The organism is Caballeronia sp. INML2 (assembly GCF_023631365.1).
In the GTDB taxonomy this organism is placed as follows: Bacteria; Pseudomonadota; Gammaproteobacteria; order Burkholderiales; family Burkholderiaceae; genus Caballeronia; species Caballeronia turbans.
Map to the genome: position 1 here is coordinate 94,560 of NZ_JALQDH010000022.1, position 13,564 is coordinate 108,123.

The 13,564-nt window shown below is 65.3% G+C and carries 12 protein-coding genes; 9 read left to right on the forward strand and 3 right to left on the reverse strand.

Translation table 11 applies throughout. From position 1 onward, the window contains the following. Nucleotides 1-163: 163 nt before the first annotated feature. The gene (locus NCT32_RS08105; RefSeq protein ID WP_061121113.1) at nt 164-586 is read right to left on the reverse strand and encodes a hypothetical protein; all 423 of its coding nucleotides are present in this window, start codon (nt 584-586) and stop codon (nt 164-166) included. A gap of 382 nt (nt 587-968) precedes the next feature. Between NCT32_RS08105 and NCT32_RS08110 the strand changes: the two genes are divergently transcribed. The 9 genes from NCT32_RS08110 to NCT32_RS08150 all read left to right on the forward strand — a co-directional run bounded on the left by NCT32_RS08110 (nt 969) and on the right by NCT32_RS08150 (nt 11,795). Continuing rightward, nucleotides 969-3,473 (forward strand): acyl-CoA dehydrogenase, encoded by a 2,505-nt coding sequence (locus tag NCT32_RS08110; RefSeq protein WP_250490083.1) that lies wholly within the window; start codon nt 969-971, stop codon nt 3,471-3,473. A 67-nt stretch (nt 3,474-3,540) separates the two neighbouring features. Next, nucleotides 3,541-4,968, forward strand: coding sequence for a 3-oxoacyl-ACP reductase (locus tag NCT32_RS08115; protein WP_250490084.1), 1,428 nt, complete (start codon nt 3,541-3,543; stop codon nt 4,966-4,968). 12 nt (nt 4,969-4,980) lie between these two features. Then, nucleotides 4,981-5,886 carry a MaoC family dehydratase gene (locus NCT32_RS08120; protein WP_250490085.1) on the forward strand — a complete coding sequence of 302 codons (906 nt, stop codon included), beginning with the start codon at nt 4,981-4,983 and terminating at the stop codon, nt 5,884-5,886. Then, nucleotides 5,883-7,202, forward strand: coding sequence for an acetyl-CoA C-acetyltransferase (locus tag NCT32_RS08125; protein ID WP_250490086.1), 1,320 nt, complete (start codon nt 5,883-5,885; stop codon nt 7,200-7,202). The genes NCT32_RS08120 and NCT32_RS08125 overlap by 4 nt, the downstream gene beginning before the upstream one ends. A gap of 64 nt (nt 7,203-7,266) precedes the next feature. After that, nucleotides 7,267-9,018 carry an AMP-binding protein gene (locus NCT32_RS08130; RefSeq protein WP_250490087.1) on the forward strand — a complete coding sequence of 584 codons (1,752 nt, stop codon included), beginning with the start codon at nt 7,267-7,269 and terminating at the stop codon, nt 9,016-9,018. Between the two features lie 16 nt (nt 9,019-9,034). Next, entirely contained in the window at nt 9,035-9,934 is a 900-nt protein-coding gene (locus NCT32_RS08135; protein WP_250490088.1) for a DUF1571 domain-containing protein, read from the forward strand. A 194-nt stretch (nt 9,935-10,128) separates the two neighbouring features. After that, the gene (locus NCT32_RS08140; RefSeq protein ID WP_061121107.1) at nt 10,129-10,371 is read left to right on the forward strand and encodes a hypothetical protein; all 243 of its coding nucleotides are present in this window, start codon (nt 10,129-10,131) and stop codon (nt 10,369-10,371) included. An 82-nt stretch (nt 10,372-10,453) separates the two neighbouring features. Continuing rightward, entirely contained in the window at nt 10,454-11,242 is a 789-nt protein-coding gene (gene surE, locus NCT32_RS08145; protein ID WP_250490089.1) for a 5'/3'-nucleotidase SurE, read from the forward strand. An 88-nt stretch (nt 11,243-11,330) separates the two neighbouring features. Then, nucleotides 11,331-11,795 carry a DUF2147 domain-containing protein gene (locus tag NCT32_RS08150; protein WP_061121105.1) on the forward strand — a complete coding sequence of 155 codons (465 nt, stop codon included), beginning with the start codon at nt 11,331-11,333 and terminating at the stop codon, nt 11,793-11,795. A gap of 78 nt (nt 11,796-11,873) precedes the next feature. On the opposite strand, the gene NCT32_RS08155 is transcribed toward NCT32_RS08150, so the two are convergent. Both NCT32_RS08155 and zapE read right to left on the reverse strand, forming a co-directional pair. Continuing rightward, a complete protein-coding gene (locus tag NCT32_RS08155) occupies nt 11,874-12,266 on the reverse strand; it encodes a transposase (RefSeq protein ID WP_061121120.1) in 393 nt (130 codons plus the stop codon). A gap of 143 nt (nt 12,267-12,409) precedes the next feature. Continuing rightward, a complete protein-coding gene (gene zapE, locus NCT32_RS08160; RefSeq protein WP_250490090.1) occupies nt 12,410-13,507 on the reverse strand; it encodes a cell division protein ZapE in 1,098 nt (365 codons plus the stop codon). Nucleotides 13,508-13,564: the final 57 nt, after the last annotated feature.

Here is a 13,564-nt window from a genome sequence, read left to right on the forward strand (position 1 = left end):
GGTGATTGCTGCCTACAGGAGGAGTTCTGTAGTTTTGCGATCGTCGTGAGCGGGTCTGCCAACTCACTCACGACATGTCCTACGGGTCCCGGCTCCGCGCTAGCGGACCCGGGATCGACACCACGCGCGCGCCCCGACCGGCCAGATCGTCGCGCGCCCACTGTTACCCGTTTCCATCGGCCGCCAGCAGACGAATGAGTCGCAATCGCTTGTTTCGATCGATGATGCCGGCAACGCATTGCCAGACTTCGAGCAGCCAGTTCATCGTCGCTTCGGCCATTCCGAGTTCGCGCCTGATAGCCGACGCGGGCACATTGCGGTCCAGAAAAACCAGCGCCAGATACGTCGCCAGTTGTGTCGGTTCGCCTCTGATATCCCGATAGAGGCCACCTCCCTTGCATTCGCTCGACTCCCGTATGCTCATGATCATCTCCATGTCCAGCGGGACGTGCACATAGCTCACTTCCCCGTCGGAGCGCATCAGCATGTAAAGCAAGTCACCCAGAATAAGAACCCAGTCTGAAATATCGAGTTCTTCAGGTATCGCGCCGATGTTTAGCCTGACTAATTGATCCCACGTCTCCATTTATGAATATGCTCCCGTGGCCACCATGCGCGTGGCAGGTGGTCGCAACAGAGCCCGGCGTTGTGACCTGCTGTGGCTTATCCCCCAAGATTCGCCCACAGCGCCCTTTGACGCTCCCGCTTCGGCGGGGAGTCAAGAAAAGTTCCCTCCTCATTGTTTAGTCGTTCGAACGAATCATTCGCTTTTGTCGGTCTTGATGTGAGGCAAAAGAATAGCTCCCGAATATTGGGCTTTGAAGTGGACACGTCCTAATCCGAACAGGACTAGAGTGAACACTCAGGTTCGGCTCATGACACCGGTGCCGGTTCTTATCGGCGACGCCGCCCAACGTCGACCCCGTGGCATGAAGCGTGCTTCTTCTCTGAAAACGCCGGAGACCTTGATGCTCGCGCTATATGTCATCGCCTTCTTCCTGGTAGCCGTTACGCTCACATTTCTCCAGGCGCCCGCTCTCGTCTGGCTCGTCGGGCTGGCGCTCTGGGTGGCCGTCGGGCCGCTCATCGGCGTGACGGGCACAGTCGGCGTCACTCTGCTCGCGATTGCCTTCGTGCTTCCGGCGCTCATGCTTGCCATCACACCGCTGCGCCGCGCATTCTTGAGCCGCCGCGTGCTGGCGACGTTTCGCAAGATCCTGCCGGAGATGTCGTCGACGGAGCGTGACGCCATAGAAGCCGGCACCGTCTGGTGGGACGCCGAACTTTTTTCGGGGCGCCCGCGATGGGACAGCCTGCTCGAACACGGCGCGCCGAAGCTGACGCAGGAGGAGCAAAGCTTCATCGACAACGAATGCGCGCGGCTGTGCGAGTTGTCGAACGACTGGGACACGACTGCGATCTGGCAGGACTTGTCGCCGCAAGCGTGGGCCTACATCAAGGAACAGGGCTTTCTCGGCATGATCATTCCGAAGCGTTACGGCGGAAAGGCGTTCTCCGCGTACGCGCACTCGCAGGTGATCATGAAGCTCGCGACGCATTCATCGGCGGCGGCTGTATCGGTGATGGTGCCGAATTCGCTCGGCCCCGCCGAACTGCTGCTGCACTACGGCACCGAGGTACAGAAGAACCACTATCTGCCGCGTCTCGCGCGCGGCGACGACATTCCGTGCTTCGCGCTCACCAGCCCTTACGCGGGATCGGACGCCGCTGCGATCCCGGATGTCGGCGTCGTGTGCCGCGGCATCCACGAGGGCCGCGAGACGCTCGGCTTTCGCGTTACCTGGGAAAAACGCTACATCACGCTTGGGCCGATCGCGACCGTGCTCGGCCTCGCCTTTCGCGCGCTCGACCCCGACCAACTGCTCGGTGACGACGCCACACCGGGCATCACCTGCGCGCTCATTCCGACGAACCATCCCGGCGTCGACATCGGACGGCGGCACTGGCCGCTCAACGCCGTGTTCCAGAACGGCCCGAACCGGGGCAAGGATGTGTTCATCCCGATGGACTGGGTCATCGGCGGGCGCGCACAGGTGGGCAACGGCTGGCGCATGCTGATGGAATGCCTCGCCGCCGGGCGTGCGATCTCGCTGCCTTCGTCGAACGTCGGCATGGCCAAGCTCGCCGTGCGCGGCACGGGCGCATACGCCGCCGCGCGCCGGCAGTTCCGCACGTCGATCGGCCGCTTCGAGGGCATTCAGGAAGCGCTCGGTCGCATGGGCGGCAACCTGTACGTGATGGACGCGGCGCGCCGCCTGTCCGCGCAGGCGGTCGATCTCGGCGAGAAACCTTCGGTCATTTCGGCGATCGCGAAGTATCACATCACGGAACGGGCGCGCAAGGTGATCAACGACGGCATGGACGTCGTCGCCGGCAAGGGCATCTGCATGGGGCCGTCGAACTTTCTCGCGCGCGCGTATCAGCAGATGCCGATCTCGATCACCGTCGAAGGGGCGAACATCCTGACGCGCTGCCTCATCATCTTCGGACAAGGCGCGATCCGTTGTCATCCCTACGTGCTCAGGGAGATGGCTGCGACGCGAGAAGCCGATCCGCGCCGGGCGCTGCGCGATTTCGACGACGCGTTTTTCGGCCACGCGAGCTTTCTCGCGTCCAACGCGGTACGCAGCCTCGTGTATGCCTTCGGCGGCAGCGCGCTCATGCGCAAGCCCGCGCGCGCCGATGCGCGTCTTCTGCCCTACTACCGCGCAGCCACGCGCCTGTCGAGCGCGTTCGCGTTGTTCGCCGACGTGTCGATGCTCGCGCTCGGCGGCGAGCTCAAGCGCCGCGAGCGTCTGTCGGCGCGGCTCGGCGACATCCTCTCGCAGTTGTACCTGCTATCCGCGACGCTCAAGCGCTTCGAAGACGAAGGCCGTCCCGAGAGCGACTTGCCGCTCGTGCGCTGGGGCGCCGAAGACGCGCTCGATCAGGCGAGCATCGCGTTCGAAGGCTTGCTCGCGAACTTTCCGAACCGCGCCGCCGCCGCGCTGCTGCGCGCGCTCGCGTTCCCGTTCGGCCTGCCGCACGCACCGGGCAGCGATGCGCTCGGCAACGAGGTCGCGATGCTGATGCAAACGCCCGGCGCGGCGCGCGAACGCCTCGTCGCGGGTTCGCACGTTTCGACCGTCGAAACCGATCCGATCGCCCGCGGCGAGAAGCTGCTCGCGCTCACGCCCGCCGTCGCGGCGCTGGAAATGCGTGTGCGCGATGCCGTCAAAGCGGGCCAGACCGATCCGCTGCCGCAAAGCCCGCAAGACGTCGAAGCATGGGCGCAGACGGCTTGGGCGTCCGGCGTCATCGACGAAAGCGAGCGCGCGTTGCTGGCCGAATGGGCGGCTCATGCGCGCGAAGCCGTGAAAGTCGATGATTTTTCCGCAGACTTCGGTATCCTCGAAGCATTGCAAAAGCGCAGCGCGGCACTCGAGCGGCAATGGCCCGAAACCGTCGCCTGAAGCCGTCGCCTGAAGCACGCAGGCCCGAGGCCACGCCGCGCGCCTCCCGACGACCGATCGCCAATCGATGAAAGACCGCTATCTCGACTTCGTCAATTCGCCCTTCGGCACGAGCATCGCGCGCTCGCTCGGCCTGCCGCGTCCCGAGGTGTTGCGCCGCCATCGCGCGGATCAGGCCGAATTCGGCGGCATGGCCGCTATCGGCGCGGGTCCGTCGCCCGCGCTCTTCGATGAACTGATGGGCGTGCTGTCCGCCATCGGCATGACGGGCATCGCCCACGAAAGCGCGACCGGCTGGCTGCCCGTCGCCGCGCGCCACGGCGCGATGAGCGGCCGCTTCGAGCCGCGCGCGCGCGACGCATCCCCCGGCGATCGCGTCGAGGCGCTGATCTTCGATGCGACCGGCATCGGCGAAAGCGCGCAACTGCATTCGCTCTACGCCTTCTTCCACGACGCGCTGCGCTCGCTCGCGAAGAACGGACGCATCGTCGTGATCGGGCGTCCGCCCGCCACGCGCGCGAGCGTTGCCGCCGCCACCGCGCAGCATGCGCTCGAAGGCATGACTCGCTCGCTCGGCAAGGAAGCGCGCAACGGCATCACGTCGAATCTGCTGCGCGTGGCCGATGGCGCGGACCTCGAGTCCGCACTGCGCTTCTTCCTTTCGCCTCGCTCGGCCTACGTGTCGGGCCAGGTCGTGACCCTCGACGCACCCGCCGCCGCGCCCGAAAGCTGGACGAAACCGCTCGCGGGCAAGCGCGCGATCGTGACGGGCGCGGCGCGCGGCATCGGCGCGTCGATCGCGGCGGTGCTCGCGCAACACGGTGCGATCGTCACCGGGCTCGATGTCGACGCCGCCCGCGACGCGCTCGATCAGACCATGCTCTCGATCGAAGACGGCTCGCCCTCGGGCGGCGCGCATGCAGCGCTCGTCGCGGACATCGCCGCGCCCGAAGCGCCCGGCGAGATCGCCGCCACGCTTGCCGCGTCGGGCGGAATCGATATCGTCGTGCACAACGCGGGCATCACGCGCGACAAGACCATCGCGCGCATGAGCCCGGACATGTGGGATAGCGTGATCGACATCAATCTGCTCGCGCAGGCGCGCATCGACGACGCGCTGCTCGCGCAGAACGTGTTGCGCGAACACGGACGCATCGTTGCTGTTTCGTCGATCAGCGGCATCGCGGGCAATCGCGGGCAGACCAATTACGCGACCTCGAAGGCGGGCGTGATCGGCCGCGTGCGCGCGATGGCGCCGTCGCTGCGGGGCCGCGGCATCACGATCAACGCGGTCGCGCCCGGCTTCATCGAAACGCACATGACCGCGCGCATGCCGTTCGGCGTGCGCGAGGCCGGCAGACGGCTCAATTCGATGGGACAAGGCGGCTTGCCCGTCGATGTCGCCGAGACCGTCGCGTGGCTCGCGAGTCCGGGCAGCGCGGGCATCACGGGCAACGTCGTGCGCGTGTGCGGCCAGAGCCTCATCGGCGCGTAGGGAGGCGACTGCATGCACGCACCGACCATGCCGCGCGCCCGCACCGTCGTCATCGACACCTTGCCGCCGCCCGCAAAGCTCTACGGGCGCGCGCTGCCCGCGCTCTTCAGGCGCGCGCGCTCGCCCGAGTTGCCCGCGCTGCGGCTCGTGCGCCCCGATGTCAGGCTCGACGCGGAGCAGGTCGGCCGCTACGCGCGCGTGTGCGGATTCATCCCCGAACATGGCGTGCCGCTCACGTTCCCGCACGTGCTCGCGTTCCCCTTGCATCTGATGATGCTCACCGATCCGTCGTTTCCCTGGTCCGCGCTCGGCGTCGTGCATCTGTCCAACAGCGTGCGGCTGCGTCGTCCGCTCGCGGCGGGCCAGGGCTTGCGCATCGAAGTCGAGTGCGGTCCGCTGATGCCGCATCAAAAAGGTCAGGCGTTCACGCTGCATACGCGCATCTACCGGCGCGGCGAGGCCGTATGGGACGGCGACAGCGTCTATCTGAAGCGCGGCGTGCGCAGCGAAAGCGCAGCGCCTTCGATCGAAATGGCCGAAGCATCCGATGCGCGCGTGCCGCTCCTCGGACGCGAAGCGCGCTGGCAGCTTCCGCCGCAGCTCGGACGCGATTACGCGAAGGCATCGGGCGACTTCAATCCGATCCATCTGCATACGCTGAGCGCGAAAGCGTTCGGCTTTCCACGCGCGATCGCGCATGGCATGTGGACGCTCGCGCGCACGCTCGCGGCGCTGCATCCAATCAAGCCGCTCGCCTCCGGATACGCGCATGGCGATTTCAAATCGCCGCTGTATCTGCCCGGCGACGCCACGCTCTGGAGCGCCGCGCCCTCGCCCACCGCGCGTGATTTCGAAGTGCGCGATCTTGCGGGCGACCGGCCGCATCTGCGCGGCCATTTCGAATGGGAGCTGCCATGAGCGAAGCGCGGCGCGAGATACGGCGCGAGGTTCGTCGGATTGCGATCATCGGCAGCAACCGGATTCCGTTCGCGCGCTCGAACACGGCGTACGCGAGCGCGTCGAATCAGGACATGCTGAGCTTTACGCTGCAAGGTCTCGTCGATCGCTTCGACCTGCATGGCATGCGTCTCGGCGAAGTGGCCGCGGGCGCGGTCGTCAAGCATTCGCGCGACTTCAACCTGACGCGCGAGGCCGCGCTCTCGACCACGCTCGCGAAGGAAACGCCCGCCTACGACGTGCAGCAGGCATGCGGCACCGGCCTCGAAACGGCGATTCTCGTCGCCAACAAGATCGCGCTCGGGCAGATCGACGTGGGCATCGCGGGCGGCGTCGATACGGCATCGGATGCGCCCATCGCCGTGAACGAGCGCATGCGCAAGATCCTGCTCGAAGCGAATCGCGGACGCTCGGCGGGTCAACGCGTCGGTGCGCTCGCGAAACTGCGTCCCGGCATGTTCTTTCGCCCGCTCCTGCCGCGTAACGCGGAGCCGCGCACGGGCCTCTCGATGGGCGAGCACTGCGAACTGATGGCCAAGCGCTGGAAGATTTCGCGCGAGTCGCAGGACATGCTCGCGCAGGAAAGCCATCTCAAGCTCGCGTCCGCCTATGGGCGCGGTTTCTTCAACGATCTGATGACGCCGTACAAAGGGCTCGCACGCGACAACAACCTGCGTCCCGATGTCACGCTCGATCAGCTCGCGCAGCTCAAACCGGTCTTCGATCGCGACGCCGGCACGCTCACGGCGGGCAACTCGACGCCGCTCACCGACGGCGCATCGGCGGTGCTGCTCGCGTCCGAGCAATGGGCGGCCGAGCGCGGCCTGCCGGTGCAGGCGTTCCTGACATTCTGCGCGGCCGCCGCCGTCGATTTCTTCGACAAGCGCGAAGGCCTCCTGATGGCGCCCGCCTACGCGGTTCCGTCGATGCTCGCGCGCGCCGGGCTCGCGTTGCAGGACTTCGACTTCTACGAGATTCACGAAGCGTTCGCCGCGCAGGTGCTGTGCACGCTCGCCGCATGGGAAGACGAGGAATACTGCCGTACCGCGCTCGGCCTGAACGGCCCGCTCGGCCCGATCGACCGCGCGCGCCTCAACGTGAACGGCGGGTCGCTCGCGACCGGACATCCGTTCGCGGCGACGGGCGGGCGCATCGTCGGGACGCTGGCGAAGATGCTGGCGAAAGCGCCCGAACGCAGCGACGGCAAGCCGTTGCGCGGACTGATCTCGATCTGCGCGGCGGGCGGCCAGGGCGTCGTCGCGATACTGGAGCGGTAAGGAGCGGAAGCAAAAATAAGGCGCGCTGTTCGACGAAAACGGATCGCGCCAACGGAGACACCACATGAGCCCGGGACAGACAGCGCCGCGCGGGGCGTCCAAGCCGCACGCGACGGACGGCATCTGGTACGCGTCGTATCCGCGCGATGTCGCGCACGAAATCGATCCCTCGCGCTATCGCTCGCTTGCGCATTTCTTCGATGAGTGCGTCGAGCGCTTTCGGGATCGCGTCGCCTTCGTGAGTCTCGGCTCCGAGCTGACATTCGCCGCGCTCGGCGAGAAGGCGCGCGCATTCGCGTCATATCTGCAGAGCATCGGCGTGAAGCCCGGCGATCGCGTCGCGCTGATGATGCCCAACACGCTCGTCTATCCCGTCGCGCTTTTCGGCACGCTGATCGCGGGCGCGATCGTCGTCAACGTGAATCCGCTCTACACGGTGCGCGAACTCAGCCATCAACTCAAGGACAGCGGCGCGCAGACGGTGGTCGTGTTCGAGAAATTCGCGAAGACCGTGCAGGACGCGCAGCCGGGCACGCGCGTGCGGCATATCGTCGTAACCGGGCTCGGCGATCTGCTGGGCAGCGGGCTCAATGTGAAAGGCCGCGCGATCGATCTGTTCCTGCGTCACGTGAAAAAGCAGGTGCCCGCTTACGCGCTGCCCGATGCGGTCCGCCTGCCGCAGGCGCTCGCGCGCGGCGCGCGGCAGAAGTTCGAGCCGGTGAGAGTCGGTCACGGCGACATCGCGTTCATTCAATACACCGGCGGCACGACGGGCGTCGCGAAGGGCGCGATGCTCACGCATCGCAATGTCATCGCCAATCTGCTGCAGGCGCTCGCCTGGGCGGGCGGACGGCTCGTCGACGGCGAGGAGATCATCGTCACGCCGCTGCCGCTCTATCACATCTATTCGCTGACCGTGAACGCGCTCGCGTTTCTCGCGATCGGCGCGCGCAATGTGCTGATCGTCAATCCGCGCGACATCGGCGCACTCATGCGCGCGCTGCGTCACGAAAACTTCACGGCGATCACCGCGCTCAACACGCTCTACAGCGCGCTCATCGACAACGACGCATTCCGCCGGCGCGACTTCTCCGCGCTCAAGCTCGCGATGGCGGGCGGCATGGCGACCCAGCGCGTGATCGCCGAGCGCTTCCGGGCGATGACGGGCCAGACGCTCGTCGAAGGCTACGGCCTCACGGAGTGTTCGCCGCTCGTCGCCGCGACGCCGCTCGATGCCCGCGGCGCGAGCGAATTCGACGGAACCATCGGCGTGCCTGTGCCGTCGACACTCGTGCGCATGCGCCGCGACGACGGCACATGGGCGAACGTCGACGAACCGGGCGAGCTCTGCGTGCAGGGCCCGCAAGTGATGAAAGGCTACTGGAACCGTCCCGAAGATACGGCGAAAGCCATCGACGCGGAGGGCTGGCTCGCGACCGGCGACATCGGCGTGATGGATGGACGCGGCATCATCCGGCTTATCGACCGCAAGAAGGACATGATGATCGTGTCGGGCTTCAATGTGTATCCGAACGAGATCGAGGAAGTGCTCGCCGCGCATCCGAAAGTGCGCGCGGTGGCCGCGGTCGGTGTGCCCGATCCGGTGACGGGTGAACGCGTGAAGGCGTTCGTCGTGCGTCGCGACGACGCGCTCACGGTGGAAGAACTGTTGAAGTTCGCCCGTTTACACCTGACCGGCTACAAGGTGCCTTCCTGCGTCGAGTTTCGCGACGCGCTGCCGCTCACGACGATCGGCAAGGTGCTCAGGCGCGAACTGCGCGACGCCGAATGGCAAGCACGGAAATCGCAGGACTGACTTTTAGGAGATGTTCATGCCGCGTGCGCGATGCCGCCGGGCTTCGGACTTGCGGCTCGCGTGCGCGGGCCTGTTGTGTTTCTTCATCGCGTTCGCGGCCGTGTTCGTGCCCGCGCCCGCGCGCGCCGACACGACGGAGGACGCCGCGCGCGTCGGCGATCTGGGCGTCGAGCAGCAGGCGCAATGGCTGTCGCACGCGGCCGAAAGCGGCGCGCTCGCGAAACTCGACGACGCGCAACTCGTCGCCCTCTTTCACTCGCTCGACGCGCGCACGCTGCCGCGCTACTTGCAGGAAGGCCTGCACGAGTTCCAGTCCTGCGAGTTCACGATGCGCCGGCGCGAGCGCATCAAGGGAAAGTGGCCGAGGCGCGCGGATCACATGCTCGTGCGCGTCACGCGCGAGCCGTTGCGCATCTACGCGAAATGGCTGCCCGATGGCGCGCATGCGGGCCAGGAAGTCATCTACGACCATTCCAAGCGCCCCGACGAGCTCTACGGTCATCTCGGCGGCTTTCTGGGCGTCGTGCCGATGTGGGCGTCGGTGAACGGCGCCCTCGCCCGTGCGCAGTCGAATCATTCGATTCGCGAGCTCGGTATCGAAGCGGTCACGCAGCGCTTCATCGACGAGGGGCGCAGATTCGCCGAAGCGGGGATTACGAAGCCGGCGAATATCGAGGTGAAGACCGTCGACGGACTGCGCGTCGTCGCGCTCACGTATGAAACGCCCGAGGGACAGCCCGGTTTCTACGCGAAAAAGGAAGTGCTCGGACTCGACCTCGAACGGCCGGTTTTCCGCACGCTGGAGTCGTACGACAACGAAGGCAATATTTTCGAAAGCGTCGTGTTCGAGCGCATCGAAGTCAAACCCTTCGATGATCTGACGTTCGACCCGAAGAATCCCGACTATCGCTTCTGAGCGGCATGCCAATGAAATGCCCGCTGATTTCGTGACATCGAATGTAACAACGCGTCGCACCGCGCGCCGCCCATTTTTAAGTTTCGCCTAAGAGTCGGCCGATAACCTGCCCGCACTCCATCGACATCAAGATCCGCGCGCAGGCAATAGCCGGGAGCGCCGCACATCGTCATGCAAACCTGAGGACATCTTTCATGAACCTCCGCCGTCCGGCCTCCGCACCCGTGCGAGCCATCAAAAGGCTTCTGAGCCATCACGAAATCGCCACACTGCTGTTGCTGTTGCACGCGCCTATCGACGCGATGGCCGCGACGCCCGACGTTGCTTCGTTGCAGGAATACGGCTATGTCGAGATCGTGTCGCCGGATACCGGTGCGCCGAAAGTGCGTCTCACCGAGGACGGCAACGCCGTGCTGCGCGGCCTGGGCGTCAGGTAAGGCGTCGGGCCGCGGACCCGACCACGCGAACTCTGTAATAATCGGTCGATACTTTTCATCATCGACCAAGGAGTGATTCGCGATGTCCGCCCTCTCACCCATCGTGCAGCGTGTCCTCATCACCAACGACGACGGCATCGACGCGCCCGGCCTCGCCGTGCTGGAAGCGGTCGCCGCCGAACTCGCGCACGAAGTCTGGGTCATCGCACCCGAGCACGATCAGAGCGGCACGTCGCACTCCATCAGCCTGCATTCGCCATTGCGCGTGTCGCGCCAGGGCGAGCGGCGCTACGGCGTGCAGGGCACGCCGGGCGACTGCGTCGTCATGGGCGCGCGTCATATCATGAAAGACGCGCCGCCGACGCTCGTGCTCTCCGGCATCAACCGCGGCGCGAATCTCGGCGTGGAGACGATGTTCTCCGGCACCGTGGGCGCCGCCATGACGGGCCTGCTGCTCGGCCTGCCGTCGATCGCGCTCAGCCAGGCCTTCACCGATCGCGAGAACGTGCGCTGGGATACGGCGCGCGCGCTCGCGCCGGGCGTGATCCGCCAGTTGCTCGCGATCTCCCACGATGCGCCCACCTGCCTGAACGTCAACTTCCCCGATTGCGACGCGTCCGCCGCCGGTCCGCTCACCGTGACGCGGCAAGGCGTCGGCCTCGTGGAAGGCATCGATGTGCTGCCGCTCGTCGATCCGCGCGGCATCGAATATCACTGGCTGCGCTTTGAGCGCGGCCCGCGCCCGAATTCGCCCGATAGCGAAACCGCGGTGGTCGCGTCCGGCCGCGTCTCGGTCACGCCGCTGCATTTCGATCGCACCGACGAGCGCACTTTCGCAACACTCGAAGCGGGTCTGAAAGGCGGCGCCTGAGTGGTGAACGCGCGCCGCTAGAACGTTTCCTCCCAGACGGGATCGATCGCTTTCTCGTATGCTCGGGCGATCACGACAAGGAGACGACATGACCCGTTCCATCGGCTCGCGCGGCGCGCGGGTGACGCTCGGCGCGCTTTGCGCCATCTTTGCCATGAGCGTTTTTGCACAAGCGGCAACGCCCGTCGGCACCTGGCAAACCATCGACGATCAGACCGGCAAGCCGAAAGCGATCATCCAGATCGTCGACGACGGCAGCGGCCAGTTGTCCGGCAAAGTCGTGCGCGGTATCGGCGAGTTCGATCATCCCGACCGCCGCTGCACGGCCTGCACCGACGAGCGCAAGGATCAGTTGGTCAAGGGAATGACGATCATCACCGGCATGCGGCAGAACGGCGATGCGTGGGACGGCGGCCAGATTCTCGACCCCGAGAGCGGCAAGCTCTACAAGTGCAGGATGAAGATGGAAGACGGCGGGCAGAAGCTCGTCGTACGAGGGTATATCGGCGTGTCGTTACTGGGGCGTTCGCAGACCTGGCTGCGTCAGCAATAGGTTTCAAAAAGCACAAAGCCGCTCGAAGAGGTGTGTCTGCGACCGGCTTTGTTCATTTCGCGCGTGCGCCCGAGTCGATCATGCGGCGCGACGCTGGTGCGCCTCGTCCGCTTGCACTACTACAGGCAACTCAGCGCTCTCGAGCTTGAACTCCGGCGGCACGCGCATGCGGGATGTCATCAACGCATAAAGCGATTCTCCGGCCGGCCCGAACAACTGTGTCATCACGCGCAACAGGACGCCCGATTCGTGCCATGTCTTGAAACGCCGGTGGCACGTCTGATACGACGGATACTTGCGTGGCAGCGTGGACCACGACGCACCGCTGTACATCACCCAGAGCACACCGTTGAGCACGGCGCGGGTGTTGGCGAGCGGCCGGCCCCGCAGTTCCAGACGGGGGCGCAGTTCGGGAAGCAGCGGTGCGACCATCTGCCATTCTTCGTCGGACATGTCGCGGTAGGGCTTCACGGTAATTTCTCCAATTTGCTCACTCATAACCGGCATCGACGATACCGAGTACCCGAAAGCCGGCAAATCGGAGTGATCCGAATCTTGAAATAGCCACCAAAGCCTTATGCCGATTGGCCTATCGCAGATTTTTGATACTCGTATTAGGTAAGCGAAATATCCGCGACGCGCCGTGGCGCCTCGAGATACTCCTTCGACTGCATCTCGATGATGCGCGACACCGTGCGCGCGAATTCGTTGGCCATGGGCCCTTCCACGTACAGCTCTTCCGCGGGCACGGCTGCCGACATCAGCAGCTTCACCTTGTGGTCATAGAACACATCGATGAGCCACGTGAAGCGACGCGCCTCGGACGCCATGCGTGGCGTCATCTGCGGTACGTCCGACAAGATCACCGCATGAAACCGGTTCGACAGTTCCAGATAGTCGTTCTGCGAGCGCGGCCCGCCGCAGAGCGTCGCGAAGTCGAACCACACGACGCCGTCGGCACGGCGCAGCGCCTTGATCTCGCGCTTTTCGATGTGCAGGATCGGGCTTTCGTCGGGGACGGCCGCGAGCTTTGCGTAGTCCGCGCGCAACGCCTCGCTCGCCGCCGCCCCGAGCGGCGTGTGATACGCCTTCACATGCGACAGCGTGCGCTTGCGGTAGTCGGTGCCGGCGTCGACGTTGAGCACGTCGAGATGTTCCTTGATGAGCTCGATCGCAGGCAGAAGACGATCGCGATGCAGCCCTTCCGGATACAGCGTGTCCGGCTGGTAATTGGACGTCATCACGAACTGCACGCCGTTCTTGAAGAGGCGGTCGAGCAGGCGATAGAGAATCATCGCGTCGGCGATATCCGAGACATGGAATTCGTCGAAGCAGATCAATCTGAAACGCTTGGCGATGCGTTTCGCGAGTTCGTCGAGCGGATCGGCCTGCCCTTTCAGCTCTTCCAGCTCGCGATGCACCTCGCGCATGAACTCGTGAAAATGCAGGCGCGTTTTGCGCTGCACGGGCACGACGGCATAGAAGCTGTCCATCAAAAAGCTCTTGCCGCGCCCGACGCCGCCCCACAGGTAGACACCGCGCGGCAGGTCCGGACGCACGAGAAACTTCTTGAGCGCGTTGGAGCGGCGGCCCTTGTAGGCGACCCACTCCTCGTAGCAGCGCTGCAGGCGCGCGACCGCCGCGAGCTGCGCCTCATCCGATTGATAACCCCGCGTGCGCAGTTCGCTTTCGTAGTATTCGGTGACGTTCATCTTCTGCCGTATGAAGTGACGAAGGCGAGCGGTTTCATCCGCTCGCCTTCGTGTGCG